General features: G+C 58.7%; 12 protein-coding genes. 7 read left to right on the top strand and 5 right to left on the bottom strand.

Features of this window, described 5'->3' with window-relative positions; all coding sequences use genetic code 11:
- Window positions 1-3: 3 nt before the first annotated feature.
- From asnB to AB8A38_RS18020, 4 genes are all read left to right on the top strand, one after another.
- Complete coding sequence (gene asnB / locus AB8A38_RS18035) at window positions 4-1,989, top strand: asparagine synthase (glutamine-hydrolyzing) (protein ID WP_439086931.1); 1,986 nt, start codon at window positions 4-6, stop codon at window positions 1,987-1,989.
- Between the two features lie 11 nt (window positions 1,990-2,000).
- Window positions 2,001-3,956, top strand: coding sequence for a hypothetical protein (locus AB8A38_RS18030; protein WP_439086930.1), 1,956 nt, complete (start codon window positions 2,001-2,003; stop codon window positions 3,954-3,956).
- 7 nt (window positions 3,957-3,963) lie between these two features.
- On the top strand, window positions 3,964-6,129 hold the full coding sequence (locus AB8A38_RS18025; protein ID WP_439086929.1) for an oligosaccharide flippase family protein: 2,166 nt from the start codon (window positions 3,964-3,966) through the stop codon (window positions 6,127-6,129).
- A 143-nt stretch (window positions 6,130-6,272) separates the two neighbouring features.
- Window positions 6,273-8,972 (top strand): AMP-binding protein, encoded by a 2,700-nt coding sequence (locus AB8A38_RS18020; RefSeq protein ID WP_439086928.1) that lies wholly within the window; start codon window positions 6,273-6,275, stop codon window positions 8,970-8,972.
- Window positions 8,973-9,035: 63 nt separating this feature from the next.
- Here AB8A38_RS18020 and AB8A38_RS18015 read toward each other — a convergent pair whose 3' ends face one another.
- The gene (locus AB8A38_RS18015; protein WP_439086927.1) at window positions 9,036-9,563 is read right to left on the bottom strand and encodes a DsrE family protein; all 528 of its coding nucleotides are present in this window, start codon (window positions 9,561-9,563) and stop codon (window positions 9,036-9,038) included.
- 626 nt (window positions 9,564-10,189) lie between these two features.
- Between AB8A38_RS18015 and AB8A38_RS18010 the strand changes: the two genes are divergently transcribed.
- From AB8A38_RS18010 to AB8A38_RS18000, 3 genes are read left to right on the top strand one after another with little or no spacing between them, the layout of a single operon-like run.
- A complete protein-coding gene (locus AB8A38_RS18010) occupies window positions 10,190-11,464 on the top strand; it encodes a hypothetical protein (protein ID WP_439086926.1) in 1,275 nt (424 codons plus the stop codon).
- Window positions 11,465-11,519: 55 nt separating this feature from the next.
- The gene (locus AB8A38_RS18005; protein WP_315840140.1) at window positions 11,520-12,542 is read left to right on the top strand and encodes a TAXI family TRAP transporter solute-binding subunit; all 1,023 of its coding nucleotides are present in this window, start codon (window positions 11,520-11,522) and stop codon (window positions 12,540-12,542) included.
- The gene (locus tag AB8A38_RS18000; RefSeq protein WP_439086925.1) at window positions 12,539-13,159 is read left to right on the top strand and encodes a type VI secretion system-associated protein TagO; all 621 of its coding nucleotides are present in this window, start codon (window positions 12,539-12,541) and stop codon (window positions 13,157-13,159) included. The genes AB8A38_RS18005 and AB8A38_RS18000 overlap by 4 nt, the downstream gene beginning before the upstream one ends.
- Before the next feature lie 180 nt (window positions 13,160-13,339).
- On the opposite strand, the gene AB8A38_RS17995 is transcribed toward AB8A38_RS18000, so the two are convergent.
- The 4 genes from AB8A38_RS17995 to AB8A38_RS17980 all read right to left on the bottom strand — a co-directional run bounded on the left by AB8A38_RS17995 (window position 13,340) and on the right by AB8A38_RS17980 (window position 19,775).
- Window positions 13,340-14,836, bottom strand: coding sequence for an HlyD family type I secretion periplasmic adaptor subunit (locus AB8A38_RS17995; RefSeq protein ID WP_439086924.1), 1,497 nt, complete (start codon window positions 14,834-14,836; stop codon window positions 13,340-13,342).
- Window positions 14,833-16,632: a type I secretion system permease/ATPase gene (locus AB8A38_RS17990; RefSeq protein ID WP_439086923.1), complete on the bottom strand. Its 1,800-nt coding sequence runs from the start codon at window positions 16,630-16,632 to the stop codon at window positions 14,833-14,835. Before AB8A38_RS17990 ends, AB8A38_RS17995 begins: the two co-directional genes overlap by 4 nt.
- A gap of 242 nt (window positions 16,633-16,874) precedes the next feature.
- On the bottom strand, window positions 16,875-18,527 hold the full coding sequence (locus tag AB8A38_RS17985; RefSeq protein WP_439086922.1) for a calcium-binding protein: 1,653 nt from the start codon (window positions 18,525-18,527) through the stop codon (window positions 16,875-16,877).
- Window positions 18,528-19,103: 576 nt separating this feature from the next.
- Window positions 19,104-19,775, bottom strand: a complete 672-nt coding sequence (locus AB8A38_RS17980) for a TetR/AcrR family transcriptional regulator (protein WP_320446305.1) — start codon at window positions 19,773-19,775, stop codon at window positions 19,104-19,106.
- Between the last annotated feature and the right edge of the window lie 94 nt (window positions 19,776-19,869).

The following is a 19,869-nucleotide window of genomic DNA, read 5'->3' as shown; positions in this document are numbered from 1 at the left end:
ATCATGTGTGGAATCGCCGGAATTCTTCAGATGCCAACCGCTCCCCGATCCGCCGATCTGGATGCGATTGGCCGAATGACGAATTCTTTGCATCATCGCGGACCTGATGCCCACGGTTCGTGGTGTGATCGCGACGCTGGGATTGCATTCGGGCATCGCCGGCTCGCCATCGTTGACCTCACGGATGCGGGGCGACAACCGATGCTTTCCGAGAGCGGTCGGTTCGTCATCACCTTCAATGGCGAGATCTACAATTACTTGTCGCTGCGACAGGAGCTCCAACGCCTCGGCCAGAACTTCATCGGCGGCAGCGATACCGAGGTCTTGCTCGCGATGATCGAGAGATGGGGATTTGAGGCAGCCCTGGGGCGCAGCAATGGCATCTTCGCAATCGGCCTCTGGGATCGTCAGACCCGCACTCTCCATCTGGCTCGCGATCGAATGGGAAAGAAACCCCTGTACGTCGCCAGAACGCGAAACGCCGCTGTCTTTGCTTCAGAATTAAAGGCGATCAATGCGTTCCCCGATTTCCATCCGGAGATCAATCCGTGCGGGGTCGCTGAGTTTCTCGCCCGCGGCTGGTTACCGGACGAACATTGCATATGGAAAGACGTCTTCAAACTTCCGCCCGGCGGTATGCTATCCTTCAGCGCCGATGATCTTCTGGCATCGCGGGATGCAGCAGAGCTTCGGACAAAGACGCACACCTGGTGGTCGCTGACTGAGATAGCAAAGAACGGCCGAGAAAACCTCGTTTCCGCGGACGATTGCGAGCTCGTGTCGCATCTTGATGGCTTGCTTCGCGAGGCCGTCAGCGAGCGCATGGTTGCCGACGTGCCAATCGGGCTGTTCCTGTCTGGTGGCATCGACAGTTCAACTGTCGTCGCGCTGATGCAATCCCAATCCACCCGGCCCGTCCGCACGTTCACTATCGGTTTCGGCGAGCCCGCCTTCGACGAAGCGGCCAGTGCCGCGGCCGTGGCTCGTCACCTCGGCACGGACCACACGGAGCTACGTCTCACTCCCTCGGAGGCCATGGATGTCATTCCCGAACTGCCCCGTATTTGGGACGAGCCGTTCGCCGACGAATCGCAGATTCCGACACTGCTGCTATCCCGCCTCGCCCGCCGGGATGTAACTGTTGTCCTCTCCGGTGACGGCGGAGACGAATGTTTTGCTGGATATTCCAGGCATCTTTTGACCGCTCGTCTCGCTCCCCTCCTTAACTCCAATCGAGCACTTCGGCGAACGGCGGCAATGGGTGTGTCATTGCTCGCCCGCGGTTTGCGGGAGGACATCGCCGATGCGTTGCCTCTTCCAGGCCGTCTGCGACGGATGATCGGAAGCGACCGGATTAACCGCCTTGCGCAACTGTTTGCAGGCAGCGACGCCGGCGACATGTACCGGAAAGTCATGCGGCTTTCCGAGCTGCAATTGACCCCGGAGCAGGTCCCCGATTCGACTAAGGTGCCGCCGCTGGACGATCTTCTATCCGACTTCATTGTGCGGGACATGATCGGCTATCTCCCCGGCGACATTCTGGTGAAGCTCGATCGCGCTAGCATGGCGACAGGTCTGGAAGCGCGCTGTCCAATTCTTGACCATCGCGTCGTGGAATTCTCCTGGCGGCTGCCGAACACGGCCAAGGTGCGCGACGGACAGGGCAAGTGGATCTTGCGGCAGGTTCTCAGCCGTTACTTGCCGCGCCACTTGATAGATCGACCCAAGCAGGGTTTCGACGTGCCTGTTGGCGCCTGGTTGAAAGGCCCCCTGCGCTCATGGGCTGCAGACCTGCTCTCCGAATCACGCCTTAACCGCCAGAATTTGCTGGACGTACAACGAGTCCAGAGCTGCTGGCAGGATCATCTGAGTGGCAACCGCGATCACTCGCGAATGCTATGGGCCGTCCTGATGTTGCAATCATGGCTGGGAACGATGGTTGAACAGAGTACGTCCCGATCGACAGATACCCTCGAGCCCGCACAGTAAAGGAGCGAGCTATGGAAGCGTTAGTAGGAAGACGCATTCGACCCTTGCAGGCGCTTTCGCCGGATATGGCAGAGGACGAACTTGGGCGGCGCCTGACGGAACAATCCCTGGCTTCAAATGATGGTCTCCACTCTTTGAATCGCGTGCTGGATAGCGTGCGGAAGTACAGGCGGCTTGTCGTCAGGATGATTGTCGTCGGCGCCTTGCTGGCCGGAGTAGCCGGCTTTCTTATGTCTCCTTCTTACATCGCGACGGCGCAACTTGCTGTTGACGTCCGACAATCCGGCGCAGCCGATGCCTTGAATGTCGGTGGCGCGTCCGCAGCGCCTACACCGGCTGCTGAGGAGTCCACCATCGACACACATGTCACGGTGCTGCTCTCCGACGCCTATCTGCGGCGACTTCTCCCAACGCTCCGCGCTCTCGAGGATGCGAGGCACGGTGCGGAAACGGGTTCACAAACGTGGATAAAAAGCTTGCGCACGCTGTTTCGTCGTACATGGTCAGCAACCAAGGAGCTGTTCCTTGGCAAGAACCATGAGCCCGATGACGGATCCGCTCTCGCTGCGCTAAAGCGCAGCCTGAGGGTTGGTCAGGAGCGGCGCTCCAGAATCATCGCCGTTACTTCTACGGCCTCCAATCCGCAACGAGCGGCGGAGATCGCCAATACGGTGGCACAATCGTATGTCGATGAGGTCGCGCGTCAGAAGCAAAGCGATGTCGAGTATGCTTTGAGCTCCATCGCGGCACAGTCATCCAAAGTTCAGCGCGACCTGGTAAAGGCCGAGGAGGAACTAAAAGCCTCCCGTCTCGGCCAGTCATCGCCCTCACGGGACGCCGCGCTAGAGTGGCAGGTCACAACGCTGGCGCAACAGTTTGAAACGCTCCTGCGGCGACGGCAGGAGCTCACCGCAAAAGGTCTGACCGCGCAATCAGACGTCAGTATTCTCGCCACGGCCACGCCGCCGGAACGAGCGACCTCGTTACACCCGTTACTTATGATTCCTCCTGCGGCAATTATCTTCGCTCTGCTGGCTTGTGTTCTCGCGGTCATATTAAACCACTTCGATCGGACCCTGCACACGGAAGCCGACGCAGCTGAGGCTCTGCGTATTCCATGCGCCGGACAGATACCTTCGATTCCGCTGGAGCCAGGCAAGCAGCCGCATTATGTTTTGGAGGAGCCTGCGAGCCACTATGCCAGAGCAATCCGCTCCATTCTGGTATCCATACTGGCCTCCGACCCGGCAACCCCACGATCGCAGCGCGTTGTCCTCGTCAGCTCCAGCATCGGCGGGGAAGGCAAGACCACGCTTGCATGGAGCCTTGGTCTTTACGCTGCCCGGCTCGGGTGGCGCACTCTACTCCTTGACTTTGGTCAATTCACTCGTCGACCGGGTGGCGAGGGCGCCAACTTACTCAGCGTACTGGCGTATGGTCGTCCACTTGCAGACGCGATCGAACATATCGATGAGTCCGGAATTGACTACCTGCCCGCTACATCGTTTGGGGGGCATCGACTTCGGATTCTCGCCGACCCCAAGATTCCTTCGTTGCTCCGGCAACTGAGCGACACCTATGATTTCGTAATCATCGACGGGCCCTCGCTGCTAGAAGCTCCGGAAGCACGACTTCTGGCGAGTTGGGCAGACCACGTTTTGCTCGCCATTCACTCTGGAAGCACCGATCGTGAGGCGGCGCAGACCGCGCTGCGTCAACTTGTTCGGACGGAACATCTCAATCCCGCCCAGAACACGAGATTCTCGTCGGTCTTAACTCGCGTCGAACCGCCACAGCAGGACCAGTTCGGCGGGCGGGCTCAGCAACTGTTCAAGAGGACTTGGGGCGCACTCCGCCAGCGGTCGAAGAGAGCAATCACCTGGCGAATGTGGGGCGGAGACGCAATCGAACTGAAGCGCTCCGGATCGCCCAAACTGAACCCCCGCAATTGGTTGAGAAGCGATTGAGGGCAGCATGATTATCGAGACTTTCGGTCCACCAGGCGCTGGAAAAACAACCTTTAGTGAGGCACTCGCTCAACGCCTGCGCGACCGTGGGTATGAGGTCGACCTCGTACTTACGTTGCCGCATCTATCCAATCATCTTCTCAACTTTGGTGGATTCCTTCCAGCGCTGCAGCGCGTCACTCTTGCCATCTTCGCCACTATCGCAATCTTGTGCCGTCCTGTCGCAAATGCCCGAGGGCTACGTCTGGCGAAAGAGTTGCTCCAACTGATGCCGCCCGACAATCCCGTCTGGTGGATCAGGCTTAGCCAATACGTCGTTCGATTTTCCTGCGTGTGGAGAGGTTCACACAAGCCGGATCGCATCGTCTTGTTCGACCAGGGCTTTGTGCAGATCGTTTGCACTCTGGCCCTGTTTAGCCGAGCGGACGAGAAGACGATCGCTCATGCCATAGGTATGCGGACGCAATCAGATCTATTGATTCGTTTTGATGCTCCGAGGGAACTGTTGGAGCGGCGCCTCCATGAGCGAGTACGCCAGAAAACGTACATGGAGAAATGGTTCGACCCCGATGTAGGTACCTTTCTCAAGGCAAAGCCGATTACTGACTACGTTGGCTCACTGCTCGCGGCCGAGCATCAACAGATGATCTGCATCAATTCGCTCGATCCTAGCCTGATGTCCAAGGCTCTCGATCGTATCGAAGAGGAGGTCTCCAGCAAGTTCAGGCCCGACAGGACGGTCGATTTGTCACCTGGGGCAGCAGACGAAAGCTTGGAGCGCTGTGCGGAGAAATTCACACCACCTTTGCCGGCGCCCGAGACAATCGGGACTTTCACAGCTCAAGCTCAACCCGAGCTGGCTCGGCGCATGGCCAGCGCAAGCCTGTGGGCGTTCGTTATCTATGTGGGCGGCGCCGGGCTGACGTGCGTAGCTCAACTTGTCATTGCCCGTACGATAGGAGCGACGAGTTACGGTATCTATTCATACGTTTTGGCCTGGACGACCCTTCTCTCTTACATCGCGGGACTGGGGTTCAATACGGTTCTACTGCGATATGTGCCGACCTACAGTGCGACCGGAAAGTGGCCGTTGGCACGCGGAGTCATTCAATTTGCATTTGGGCGATCATTGCTGGTCGGGATGTTGATCGCGCTCTGCGGAATTGCCACCGCACTATTCCTGTCGGAGACCCTTCATCGGGAGCTGACTATCAGTCTGGCGGTTGGCATGGCGACCGTCCCATTGGTCGCGCTTTACGTGCTCGGTTCCGCTACGGTACGTGCGCTGGGTGGCGTCATATCGGCAATTGCGCCCGAACGCTTCGTTCGGGACGGCCTTATGGTCGTTCTGCTTCTCCTTGCTGTGGCACTCAACGTCACGCCGATCGATGCGACAACAGTCCTGATCGCGTTGATGGCGAGCTCTGCAGTCACGGCAGCTATCGTCGGACTAAGCATGCGGAAGCTGTGGCCGCCACAGCTACGCTCGGCGGTGCCGGCTTATGCGCCCCGCGACTGGTGGCATCTCGCCTGTCCTGTCATGATCCTGATTGGAGTTGAGGTTCTCATGAGCCGCGCCGGCGTGATTATCCTCGGCTGGACCGGCGATGCCCACGAGGCCGGCATCTTTGCACTAGGGTTGAATTTAGCTCTTTTTCTTGTTCTCCCCCGGATGGCAGTAGGGACTTTCTTTTCACCGAACGTCTCGAAGCTTCACGCGCATCGGAATGAGGCAGCGCTTCAGAGTCTGTTTGCCCGAGCAACCGTGCTGTCGCTGGCGGGAACAGTCGTGCTGGCACTTCCACTTTTGTTGCTGACGGTACCGCTACTCCGCTTTTTTGGCGAGGAATTCGTTGCAACAGCTCCGGTCGCCCAAATTCTTATCGTCGGACAGATCTTTGCTGCCGCTACTGGTCCGCAGCAAAACCTTCTGACCATGACTGGGCACGAGCGGGCAGCAGCCGCAATCACAGCGATCGGAGCTGTCATGAACGTCCTTGCCTGTGCGATCGGCATTGCTTTTTTTGGCGTGATCGGTGCCGCCGTTGCGACGGCCGTGACGAATGTTGCCTGGAATATGGCAATGGCGATCTACATCTACAAACGCGTGAACATGACGGCCGGCCTGCTCTTTGCCGTTGTGGAGTTTCGTCGACCCGCCGCCGCCAAGTAACCCGGTAATTGGATAGAGGCCAGAAAATTGGTGCAGTCCTATCATTCACTCGAAGGACGCCAATAGCCGACTTGTTAACCTACGATGTTCGTTCCGCAACGGTGAGTACCGTCATGCAACTTCAAAGATTTCCCGATGGATCCATGCCGAAACGCGCGAAGACGTTTGCTAGCCGGCGCGCACTTTCCGGAGATTTTGGAGATTCTGCAAAAGCTATCTGGATGACGCCTCCCGAATTTCCCCTCGACGCTGGTGGGCCTGTCGGTCGTCCGTTCAATCGTATGGGGGCCGAATTTGCCGGCGTGCCCGCGATCACGCATTTGGATGCGGTGGTAAAGAAATTTCCAGGCAACGTAGCCATCAGCGATAACACCCGCCAAATCACATATTCGGATTTTCTGCTCAGAGTTTTGACGCTGGCGCAGGCGATTGCAGCGGTGGCTCCCGAAGGGCAGGCCGTCGGCCTGTTGTTGCGCCACTCGATCTGGCATCCGATCGCCATGCTTGCATGTATGGCCGCAGGGCGCCCCTTGGTGCCGCTCAATCCGCGCGATCCCGACCAGCGACTTGCCCACATCGTTGCAAATGCGCAGATTTCTGTACTGATCGGCCAGGGCGACGGTAGCTCAACCAAATGGATCGACGAAAACGGCCTGCGTTGGATCGATATTACGCGCGCCAACGAATTTTTCGGCGACACCGCGTCGCTTGAGCCAGTCTCGGTGGATGCGCCTGCCCTCGTGCTCTACACGTCGGGCAGCACCGGACAACCAAAGGGCGTTGTGAATAGCCAGCGCAGCTTACTCCAGCGCGTCCAGCAATATGCGGATGCATGCCACGTCGACGCCACCGACGTCTTCATGCCTCTGAGTGGCCCCACGACCATTGCGGGCACGAGAGAGATGCTGACGGCCTTGTTGACCGGCGCAAGGTTGCATATGGCGGATGTCGAGGCCCTGGGCCTTCGCGGCGTGTTGTGTCAAATCCGATCGCAACAGGTAACGATCATGTATATCGTTCCCGCTCTCTTGAGGGCAGTGATTGCCGCGAGCGATCCCGATGATTTCGAATCGCTTCGGGTTGTCCGGATCGGCGGCGAGAAGGTGTTGTGGACGGATATCGCGCTCATCCGAAAGGTCGTAAAGCCCTCCTGCTTCATTCAGATCAGCTACTTGTCGACCGAAACCACCGGTTCGCAGTGGTTTCTTCCCGACGACTGCTACGAAAGCGATTTCAGCATGCCCCCGGTTGGCTATTTGCTTCCGGGAATGTCGTTTGCCGTCGTCGACGACAACGGGATGCCTGTGCCCACCGGCGAGGTTGGGGAGCTGATCATCAAGGGCATGCATGTGCTGCTTGGTTACTGGGAGAACGGTCAGGTGCTTCCTGCATTACCCGACCCGGATGATAGCCATTGCCGCATCTTCCCGACAGGCGACCTTGTTATTATCGATGCGCGCGGATTGATGCAGATGCTGGGACGAAAGGGGCGTCAACTCAAAATCAATGGACGGCGTGTCGAACCGGCTGAACTCGAGGTTGTCGTACGCAGAATTCCTTATGTAAGCGACGCCGTCGCGATCGTCACCGATTCAAACGAGCTGATTATTTTTGCATCGCCAGGCGCCGAGGCGAAGGCAACATTCACAGCTGACGTTCGAGACGTCATCAGGCAGACGCTTCCGACCGCATTGCATCCCACCAGATTGCATGAAATCGCGGAGATTCCGCGCCTCGCTGGCGGAAAGATAGATGTCGCGAAACTCAAAGTGCTGGATACCGAGAGCCGAAGAGGTCCAGCCCCACCTCAGCCCCCAGGGGCGGGTGAAGTGAAGCAAGCCGAAAAAATAGTGGCGCAGGTATGGGCGCGGATCCTCGGTACGACCGACGTTGCCAGCCGGTGGGACGAGGCAGGTGGTGATTCCCTCAAGCTTCTGCGATGCGTGATGGAGCTGGAAGAGCTGGTCGGCCAAGAGCTCAACATGGAAGCTTTCACGGTGGACATGAGCGCAGCCGATATGATTCAGATCGTCGCTGCAGGTGGCCGATCGCAGCGGCAACAAGCCGCCGGAGAACTCCTGCCTCATCTGGTGATGTTGCCAGGCTCGATAGGTTATGGTCCGAGTTTGGCGGCGTTCGGGGCACAGTTGAGCAAGACGGCTCATGTGATCCCGATCCGCTACCCGGATCTGACGTCTGCCCTGACCGGATGCGGCTCGGTCGACCACATGGCAACGTTGGCTCTGGAACAGATCAACGCCGTTCATCCTCGCGGCGACATACGTCTGATCGGCTATTCGCTGGGTGGCGGCGTCGCATTTGAAGTGGCAGCGCGGCTGATTGCGGAAGGCCGGTCGGTGAAATTTCTGGGCATATTGGACACGAATATCGGCCCCCGCAGGAGTGATTATCGGGAGACCCTGTCGCGTACTCTGCAGAGAGTTAGATCGCACCGGGTCACGATGTACCGAATGCTGTGTCGCGCTATCGCAAAATGCGTTGCTCGACTCCACTGGGAGGTGAAGTTCTGTCGAATTCTCGATGCGAGGATCTGGACGCGCTTGGCCGGCACCCGCTTCATGCTCAAGTTGGAGCTTGAGGAGATTCTCCGGATGCAGGAATTCGGCCGCTGGGTGGCGAGTGCCAAACCCCGCCTCCCCATCACCGGAACGCTATTCCTTTGCAACCGGCGAGGGTCACCAGCACATCTCGGATGGGACTCACTGTTTGCAAAACTGGAGGTAATTCCGATTGCTGGCGGACACCTCGATCTCGTGATCGACCCGCATTTGACCGTCAACCGACCGGTCATCGAACGAGCGATCACGTCGTCCTGTTCCTGATCTTCGACCAACAGATCCAACAGATTGGAACGAGGCGATGCAGATCGCAGAGGCCCCTCCGGATCAAGGTCGCAAGTAGCTCCAGCCTCGCTCTTGCAGCTCCATGATCCGTACCACTCCGGATTTGGTGACCTTGGCCTGCGGGATAAGAGGAATATCTTTCGCCTCGGTTTTTGTCATATTCTCGCGGGTGTTCCCGCATGCTGAAAAGGTCAGTTGTGGCATGGTTTCGCTCATGGATTTGATGCGCGCTTTGACGGGAGAGGTGTCATCCCGCAGCATATGCAGTCCGGGTCCAAAAACGACCACTTCGATCCCAACCTTTTGACCGATCTCACTGTAGTGCTGAGCGACATTGCTGACATTGTTGAGAGCGAGATTCATTGTCGCGGGGTCATTGACGTCAACCTGTACAACGAGCCGATGGGGCTGCGTTCGGATGGCGGCAGTGGTCACCTTGGCGTTGGCGTTCATTTTGGTAGAAGTCTTGGCAGACGTATTGATTTCCACAGCGCCGCTGGTTTGGGTGCTCAGCATCAAGATACCCGCCACGGCGGCCATGCTGGCGAAGACGACGAGTGATCTGTTCATGTTGTTTCCTTGAGTGTGCTGGGAGTGCGGGCTCAAGTGTGCGCGATAGCGTAATCGCGCGCGAACAGGCGGGTCAAGAATGGTTCAGACAATGCAGGCGTGATCTACTTAATTGCCGCGATTGGTGCGCCTACCTCGTTGTGACTACTTCCATTGCTACATCGACAAACGGCCGATGAAGGCTGTGTCATGAAAATGGACACACATAAAAGCTCACCCGAGTTGTCACGATGTGGTCACAGGCAGTTGAGGCAGCATCGCATTGGCTACCGCAATCCAAAGCTGTTGAGGGCTCCCGCGCAACAGGCAGAACCGTTGCGCGTGCCTCGTCTGCGGTAGGAGCTTGCATTCTGTGGGTCCTCATTGGGGCTGCGGAGGATGGGCTATGCGGTGAAAGCCAATTTCGCGCGCAGTCCTCCGAATCCTCTCAAACACGGGAGCGGAACAGGGCTGAAGCTCTTGTACCTGTGCTTGTCGCGCCCCCCCGAGCAGAACTCAATGCGGCCCAGTCGACGCCCGAAGCGACCAGCACCACGCTAAGACACGCGCTTGATCAAGAGCGAGCCAGGGCAGACGCCCTTGCGAGTGAACTTGCGACCCTCCGGGCGGAACTCGAGACGGCGCGGGTGACAGGCAAGGAGTCTGCCCAGGCCATCGAGGTAGGGATCAGGCAAACGCAAGCGCTCGAACAGGAGCGAGACAAAACAATCGACCTCTTGCGTGAGCTTGCCTTCCTTCGGACGGAACTTGACGCGGCGCGGATCGTGATTTCGAAAGCCGTGCAAGCCACCGAGGCAGAGATCGAGCAAGAGCAGGCGCTCGAACAGCAGGAGCGGCGGAAGGCAGACGCGCCCGCCCATGACCTTGCTTCCCTTTGGGCGGAACTCGATACGGTGCGGATCGCCGCTTCGGACGCCGCGAAAGCCACAGCGGCAGAGATCGTACAAAAGCAGGCGCTCGAACAGCAGCTCAAACAGCAGCAAGACGGAGCAGAAGCCTTCAAGCGTGAATTGATCTCTCTCCGGACGGAACTCGACGCGGCGCGCGCCGCGACGCCGGAGGCTGCGCGGATCGTTGAGGCTGCGAAGGTCGAACAAGAGCGCGCATCTGCAAAGGAGCGCAGCCGGACCGAGGCAGTCGCCCGCGAGCTCTCCTCGGCGCGCCAGCAGATCGAGGAGCATGCCAGCCGTCTCGCGGCGGCACACGCTGAGGTGCTTCGGGTGACGGAGGCCAGCAACACCACGGCAGCGGAGCAGAAGCGAGCTCTTGCCAGCGAGCGCGAGCGTGCTGACGTACTTGCGCAGGAGCTCGCTCTTGTTAAGAACCAACTGAAGGCTGGAAACCAGCAGCTTGCTGCCGTGAGTGCTTCTCAGACTCTCGCTTCGCGCCAACCCGCCCCTACTGGCCGGAACGAAGGCGCGGCGGAGCCCCGTGCGAAGACGACCGAGGGAAAGAGCGCCTTGCCGCAGTGGGCTTCCACTCAGGCCGTCGCTTCATATGCGGAACGATCGTCCGTGTTGGAAACGCCACCGCAAGCACGGTCGACCGCTCGCGAAGCCGTGCCAAGTGTGGAGCCGAAAGTCCCCGTGGCATCAGAGGCAACCGTGCTGGCGAGTGTCGCTCCTTATTCTGTGACGGACGAACAGAGACTGCTTGTTCGGGCCAACGCATTGCTCCGGCAAGCTGACATCAGCGGGGCGCGCCCATTGCTTGAACACGCTCTTGGACATGGCAGCGCGCGAGCCGCCTTTATGCTGGCGGAGACCTACGACGCTCGCGTGCTGAAATCGTGGAGCGCACGTGGGGTCCTCGGTGATTCCAGAAAGGCACGCGAACTGTATGAAAAGGCACAGGCGGGCGGCATTGAGGATGCGAAGGCGAGGATTGAGTCGTTGAAATAGCTGCCAGCTCCTGACGCGTCAGGCCTAGATGGTCATTCCGAGAATGGAGACTCGCATGTCGCTCATCAAGTTCTCATTTGCCATGGCATTAGCGGCGTTCGGGCTGCAACTGGCTGCCAATGCCCAATCTCTCCCGACGCGCGAGACGCAGGCTACGGCGGCGGTGAAAAGGACCGAAACGGCCGCGAAAGAGCGCATCAATGCATGGACTGTCGGCCTCGCCGGCGGGCTCATTGAAGGGGCTCCGCTTCGTCTCGCGGCAGAGATCGCTCGCGTCGTAAATGAGGAGGATAAGCTTCACGTCCTCCCGATCGTGACGCGCGGAGCAACGGAAAACGTCAATTCGCTGCTGTATCTTAGAGGCGTTGATGCGGCGATCATCAACACGGATGCTCTTGAGGAATATAAAACTCAAGTTCCGTCTATCGAACGGCGCATCGTTTACGTTCTGAACCTCTTTCCGTCCGAACTGCACATATTCGTCCGCCCGGAGATACGGTCGCTCGAAGAGCTCAAGGGAAAAAAGGTCAATTTCAATACGCAAGGTACGGCAGCCGCCTATTCCGGTCCGCTGATCTTCAGTCGGCTGGGACTAAACGTGGAAAAGATGTTCATTCCGCACCAGGTCGCATTGGAGCAAATGAAGCGCGGAGAAATCGCGGCCGTTGTGTTTGTGACGTCAAAGCCCGTCGACGCCTTTCTGAAGGGACGCTGGGATCCCGGATTTAAGTTCCTCCCCGTCGAATACGGCGCCAAATTTGAGGACTACTATCTTCCATCGTCTATCGACGCGGCGGACTATCCGAGTCTGGTGCCGAAAGGTGAGCGGATAGCGACGATTGCAGTCCCCACCATTCTTGCAGCCTATAACTGGCCACAACAGTCTGACCGATACCGGCGCGTGGCGCGCCTTGTCGATCATCTGTTTGGTCGCTTCGACCGGTTGCAGTCCCCTGGTTTCGATCCGAAATGGAAAGAGGTCAATCTGCGGGCCAGCGTGCCGAGCCTCGGCCGGTTTAAGCCGGCGCAGGAATGGCTCGATCTTCCGCAAGCCGTAACAGCGGGACGGTCCCCATGAAGGACACGAGTACTCTCGGTCTGGCGGTGCTCTTGGTTATGAGCCAGACTGTGTGTGCTCAAACCGGTGGCGCCATAGATCGCCTGAAGACCTGCTCACAGTTTGAAGGCATGGAGCGCTTGAAGTGCGTCGATGAGCTGTTGGGGGAGATGACCGAAACCCACGCTACCACGCCGTCTCCAAGTCCGAACTGGATCATCAGCGAGACCACCTCTCCGGTGGATTATCAGCCGCAGATTGAGGCGCTGATGACAGCGCGCACAGCATCGCAAAATGCTGCCTCCGCGCTCGCCATCCATTGCCGCGCCCATCGCACGGAGCTGACCATTTCCACAACGGGATCCTGGAAGCAGGGCGCGGATGGCGAGGTGAAGGTCGCGCACCGGATCAACGAAGAGCCAGTTGTTGAACAGCGCTGGCGGACGTTAGAAACGGGGAAAGGTCTTGCCTTTCCAGGCGACGTTGTTCGCTTGCTCCGCTCAATGCCGGAGGGCAGCCAACTTCTCGTTAAGGTCCGCGTTGGGAAAGGTCCGCCATATGAAAGTACGTTTCAATTGGTCGGCTTGGATTCAGTCCGACGCAAGATAGCGACAGCATGCAACTGGCCCGCGCCCTGAGCGACGCAGATGCTAAACGAGTGCAGGACAACGCGACCCGTTCGCAGCTGCCCCTCGCACCCGCTCGTCCATTCAACGCTCCAACATCTGCAATGTCTTGGCATTGCGGCAACGACGGTTGTGCTGAACTGAACCAAGTCGCCGGCGAGGCCTTGGTAAGTCGCGACGCCGGTGGTTTTCTTAGTCCTCCCGCATGCCACGCCTTATCGCATCGGTCATCGGTTGCATGAGATAGGCAAGAACGGTGCGTTCACCAGTCGCGATCAAGACGTCGGCCATCATGCCGGGTTTCAGTTTTTCGCGAATTTTGTCGGGAAATTTCGTCACTTGTACTGAAACTTTGACTTCATAGTAAGGTTGGTGCGTGGCTTCGTCGCGAAGCGCGTCGGCCGCCACCGAGAGAACCTCACCGATGGCGATCGGCGTCGAGCGAGCCTTGAACGAGGGAAGCCGGACTTCCGTGGGCATGCCGATTTGTACGTGATTGACGTCGAGAGAGGATATTTTCGCGGCAACCACGAGGACGTCGTTGTCCGGCACGATCTCCATCAGGACGTCGCCCGGCTTGATCACCGCGCCGACCGTATGGACTTTCAGATTGACGATACGCCCGGAGCGAGATGCACGCACGTCCATCCGACCGAGAACGTCTGCGGCCATGCGCAGCTTCTCGCGCGCGTCAGCGAGCTGAGCGCGGGTGTCGGCAAGCTTACCGGTGGCTTCCTCCAGAACTTTCTGCCCGACCTGATTGATCTGTAACCGTGCTTCGTCGATGATCCGTCCGAAGCGCGCGATGTCGGCGTCGTATGAACCAATTCGGCCCTCAAGGTCGGATTTGGAACGTTCCAGAGTCGCAATCCGCGCGAACGGAACAATCCCCTGGTCGGCGAGCGGCTTGAGCTTGGTATATTCCTGCGCCATGCTGTCGAACTGCGCGCGTGCAGCCTTGCTTTGCGCAGCGTTTCCCTGGATCTGGCGCTGCGCTTGTCCGATCTTCTCTTCAAGGATCGAAACCTCGATCTTTCGCGCCGCGCGGCGTTCCTCGAACCGCCGCTTCTGGTCGCCCATGGCGCGCTGCGCGGAGGGGTCGGAGGCCTTCTGCGTCAGTTCAGACGGAAACGTGATCGTATCGGCTCCCTCGGCTTCCGCAAGCAGGCGCGCCTCCTCCGCTATTGCCGAATACACGGCCGAGCGCGCCATCTCCTCCCGTGCCCGGTCCTGTGTTGGATCGAGCCGCAACAGCACCTGTCCCTGTTCCACATGCGCGTCGCCTTTCACCATCAGGCTTTGGACGATGCCACCTTCAAGGTGCTGAACGGACTTACGATCGCTCTCGACAACGACCGAGCCTGCAGCCACGACGGCACCGTCGATGGAGGCGAGGGCAGCCCAACCACCAAACACAACGAAGGTCAGGAACACGATGCCAAAGCCCCGTCTCGCCGGAGTGCGCCAATCGCCCGATGGGTCGCCATTTGCGCTTCCAGCGTCGCAATTCTGGAATATCGACCGCCATACTTTTGAGAGCCAGGTCAGCGACCGCTCCTTGATCTCGATGAATCGATGCAAGACGTCGGACCTGCCAAACGCGTGGCCGCCATTACTCAAACGTCTGAGGAGTCGCGCGAGTTCGTCCTGAGCAGCAATCTCTGCTCGCAGTCTGGTAATCTTCATCATTGCCTCGTCACATGGACAGGCCGCGCCGAATTTGGGAACGGCGCGTGGCGTGAAACCCTGTCAACTCGATGATCTTCCACCACCCCCCGGGACTCGCGGCGTATGGGCGCAACGGTCTCACCAAGGAGCAAGGGAAGGAGCTCTTCGCGCGTACCCGCGCGCCCGATGCGCCCGTCATGCATGAAAACAATCTTGTCGACCAATGAAAGGAGATTCGGTCTGTGATTGATGATCACGATCGTCACACGCTGCTGACGGAGCATTTGGATGGCGTCAGCCAGAGCGCGATCGCCGTCGCCGTCCAGGTTGGCATTTGGTTCATCGAGCACGACGAAGACGGGCCTGCCAAAAAGTGCGCGGGCCAACCCGATGCGTTGTCGCTGGCCACCGGAAAGACCCGCCCCGTTTTCCCCGATGACAGTATCGTAGCCCTGCGGCAGCCGCTGGATCATGGCGTGCGCCGAAGCCAGTTGCGCCGCCTCGACAACCTGTTCATCCAACGCGCCGTCACGAAAGCGAGCGATGTTGTCGCGGACGGTCCCGGCGAATAATTCAACATCCTGCGGCAGGTAACCGAAACTTTGCCCAAGGAAACTGGCCTCGAAATGCCGGATGTCATTTCCATCGACGCGTACGCAACCCTGTGCGGCTGGCCAGGCTCCAACCAGCGCACGCGCCAGGGAGGATTTGCCGGAGCCGGAGGCGCCGACGATCGCAACAACTTCGCCAGGTGACAGCCGGAAACTGACGTCGGCAATCGCCGCCAACTGCGATCCCGGTACCATAACGGTCAAAGCCTCTACGGAGATGTTGCCGACCGGGGGCGGCAATCGCGTCGGTTGTCTTTCCGTCGCCCGCGTCCGCAGAGCCTCGTCGAGGCGGGAAAAAGACGTACGCGCTGACACGAACGCTCTCCATTGCGCGACAGCTGCCTCAACCGGCGCCAGCGCTCGCCCCATGATCAGGGAGGCAGCGAAGAGAACGCCTCCCGAAATCTCCTGATGAATTGCCAGGTAGGCCCCGACGCCCATAATCGCCACTTGAATCGCCATCCGCAGAAATTTCGAGATTGCGAGCAGCGTTCCGCCGCGTTCTCCGGCCTTGGCGCTTTCAACGAGCGCCTGTCCATGCGTGACGCCCCAGGCGGCGCGTATGGCAGGCCCCATTCCGAGACCACGGATCGCTTCCGCGTTACGAAGCGAGGACGTCAATCGGTCCAGAGCGTGGAGATTCTTGAACGAAGCCGCCATCAGCGGCGCTTTGGTGGCGCGCTCATTGAGAAAGGCGAGCGCAAGGATGACCAGCGCGCCTGTCAAAGCAACCATGCCGATCGACGGATGAAGCAGAAAACACATGCCGAGAAAAATCGGAGTCCAGGGTGCGTCCATCAGAGACGTGATCACGCCGCCGGACAGAACGTCGCGCAATGTGTCGACGTCGCGCAACAGCTGAACGTGATGCGAGCTTCCTGTGCGCACTGCCTGCGCGAGAGCCGTTTCGAAAGCTTCTCCTGACAGCAAATGGTCGAAGCGAATTCCGGTTTGCACAAGAACACGGCTGCGAAAGTGCTCGAGTGCTGCGTAACTGATGAAAAGCGCGAGCGCGATCAGCGAAAGCAGCAACAGCGTCATCGCGTTTCGGCTCGTCAGCACGCGATCGTAGATCTGCATTGTATAGAGCGGCGAAACGAACACCAAAAGATTTATGAAGATAGACAGCCCGCCCGCGGCAAGCAGGCCTGGACGTATCTGGCGGAACGCATCCGCAAGTGCGGGCGGTCTTGTCGAAGTATACATGTGTGCATCCGGGCCGCCCGAATCGGACGGCGCTAACGTTAGAGAAGCCATATGCGAAGAAGCGAGCGCGAATGCGCTCGTACGCAACACATCCCGCACTGCGCGAGACGGCATTCCTCTCGCGACCATACTGGCCGCGATGATCCCCAAAATGGGGGGCCATGAAGGCCCCCCAAGTCGCTTTCATATGTGCGGATCACCGCGCATATGTCGTTCTTTGTCGCAGACTCAGTTCTGCGGGCTTACCAGTGCCACGAATGGTGATCCACGTGATGGTTGTTGTGGAGGCTGGCGAGATCCAGATGCGGCGCCAGAGTTGCGTCGGTGACGTCGCTCGAAGCCGTATCGGTTGCAGCCGTCGCTGCCGCAGCTGCAGCGGGCGAAGCGGATGCCTGGTTATGATGACCAACCCAGGAAAATTTGTTCCCATCCGTGAGATGAGAGAAATCCAGCCTGTGATGGTGGTTGTGCCCGGAGTTGCCGACGTCGGTGGCCGGAGCCGTCGTCGTCGGCTCGGTGGTGGCCGCCGCAGTCGAGGTGTCGACAACGCTGCTGGAAGCGGTATCCGTTGCAGCGCTCACGGACGCGGTTGCCGCGGATCCGTGGTGATGGTGTCCACCTCCGGATGACGTGCTTCCATCGGTCAGCTGGGAGAAGTCCAGCTTGTGATGGTGGTTATGCCCGGAGTGGCCAGCGTTGGTGGTCGGCGCCGTCGCTGGCTCCGTGGTCGTGGGCGCAGTCGAGGTGTCGGCAGATGAGGTCGAGTCCGTCGTTGTTGACGTATCGACCGACGCTTTGTCGGTAACGCTGCTGGAAGCGGTATCCGTTGCAGTGCTCACCGACGCGTTTGCCGTGGATCCGTGGTGATGGTGTCCGCCTCCGGATCCGGACGATGTGCTTCCATCTGTCGATTGGGAGGAGTCAGCCCTGTGATGGTGGTTGTGCCCGGAACTGCTGGTGTCGGTGGTCGGCGCCGTCGTCGTTGGCTGGGAGGTCGTGGGCGTCGTCGAAGGATCGCTCGAAGACGTCGTGTCTGTCGAGGTGCCGCTATGCGACGTGTCGATCGGCGTTGTCGGGCTGCTGCTCGACGTATCGACCGGAGTCGTGCTTCCAGTCGACGTTGACCCCGTCGTCGTGGTGCTCGTATTGTGCTGCAGGAATACGTTCTGGAGCTCTTGCGAGTTTTCGAGCGCCACGTCTCCGTTCTGCGATCCCCAGGCATAGGCGTAGTCGAATGCCGGATTGGGAACGACAGATGCCCAATGGTCGAGCATTTGCTGTTCCTGCGCGGCGGTCGGCATCACATAGTGGCCTCCCTGATCGGTGACCCAGTTGCCGCCACCGAACGTCTGAAAGACCGGAACGATGCTGGCATGCGGAATCCCGGCGGCTTCAGCCGCAGCTACAGCCTTGTCAATCATGCTGTAGTCGACTGTCCCACTACCCGACCGCACCGGATACGGATCGATTCCGAAGAGGTCGATGTGGGTGTTTTCCGGAGTGTACGTATTCGCGAAGCTGGGATTATCTGAAGATCCCATGTTCATCATGGTAATGAACGTCTTCGCGCCCGGAACGTTGGCGTGAATCCAATCGGACTCAGCCTTCAGGTTTGCAGCGGTCACGAGGGTATTCCACTGCCCCGTGGGATCTGGCTCATCCTTAAGGAAGAAACCGTAGACGTTGGGATTACCGATGTAAGGTTTCACAGCGTCGATGAAGCTCTGGGTGACGCCATCGCCCTGATCGAGCCAGACGAGGCCCTTCACACCTGCTGGCAAAGCGTTCACTTGCTCCACCGACGAAACGTCGGCGAGATTGAAGCCTGCCTGAGCTGGAGTGAAGTTACCTTGCGCGTCGATGTTATCGCCGGATGTGTAGTGTAATGTTGCCAATACCGTTCCCCTGTATTGTGTTGACGAAGCCCCCAAGAAACTTCGTAAAAGAAAGTGCAGGTACGTAACTACAGTTCTGCATTAGCTTCGATCGAAGCGCCCATGGATTAACGTTTGTTTACGTTTGAGGCGGGAGTTTGGCGCGGCTTTGGGCAAAACGGTGAGTTTATTGTGCTAAAACTTGGAGGCTGGTATCAGAGAAGTGGTAGCACGGTGCGTAACGCTTCAATCTGTTCGCAGCGGTACTTTTCAGTAATTCCGACACGGTGAACTACACAAACGCGCGCATAAGTATCGCTGAGAGAAATGATACTCGGTGACGCGCGTTTCGCTTTCCTCTGCTGTAGTTACACCCGCGACAACGACAGCAAGCGTCTCTCCGACCTCGGCATGACCATTTCGAGCGTCGCGCTTCGGAAAGCCCGCTATGCCGGCGTGGTGCGATCTCACTCCTTCGCCGGAAAAGCGTGCGCCAGTACCGGCCGCATTAATGCCGCGGCAAAACCTGGTTCCGTCAATGCACTTCAAGTGCTCGGGCAACTTGATCAATCTGCCGGCGTGGCTGTGCCACAAGCGTCACGATGCCGATTGTACAAGCTCAGGCATCAGCTGTTTTGAGCCATCAAGAAACACCCTCACTGCGTCGTTGACTATGTCGTCCAGTCGCTCCGGTGTCGGCGTGTCGTAGACGAAACGCCGGATGGCCATATAGAAGATGCGGCCGTGCAAACCCCAGAACATTTCGACCTCGCGCTCCGACAGCGGCACCTGATCGCTTGAAGGCAGCTTCAACTCGTGACGAAGCTCGCGACAGGCGGGCTCGATGATCTGTTCGCGGACGATCTGAAGATAGCGCTTGGTGATGTCGAAGGATTTCATGCCGGAGAAGACGAAGATTCTCACCCAGTTGTATTCGAAGACCTGCTCGACATATTCGAGATAGAAGCGCGACAACCGTGCCTGCAGCGACAGCGTGCGATCCTGGATCAGGCCGGCCCACGAGGGTGACCAGCGGCTGAGATAGATCTCTTCATAGACGCGCTCGATCAGCGCTTCCTTGCTCGGGAAGTGCCGATAGATGGCCGAATGGGTGATGCCCATGCGTTTCGCCAGTTCGCGCGTCTGCCCGCCGAAGCCGTGTTCGGCGAAGAATTTCACCGCTTCATCGACGATGAAGCGCTCGCGCTCCGCCGCGCGCATGTTGCGACGCGGTGGCTTTTCGACTGATTTGATGGGCTTTTTTGCCATTTTTGCTTCGCGTTGCGGGAGTTCTGAATAGCTCAATTCGAAAAAGAGACCAAATGGTCATTTTAAGTTGACCCGGGGAAATCGACGTGTTCTA

The sequence above is a fragment of the Tardiphaga sp. 839_C3_N1_4 genome (assembly GCF_051811045.1).
Taxonomy (GTDB): Bacteria; Pseudomonadota; Alphaproteobacteria; order Rhizobiales; family Xanthobacteraceae; genus Tardiphaga.
The sequence above is the reverse complement of the archived record's forward strand: the minus strand, read 5'-3'. Positions and strand labels throughout refer to the sequence as shown.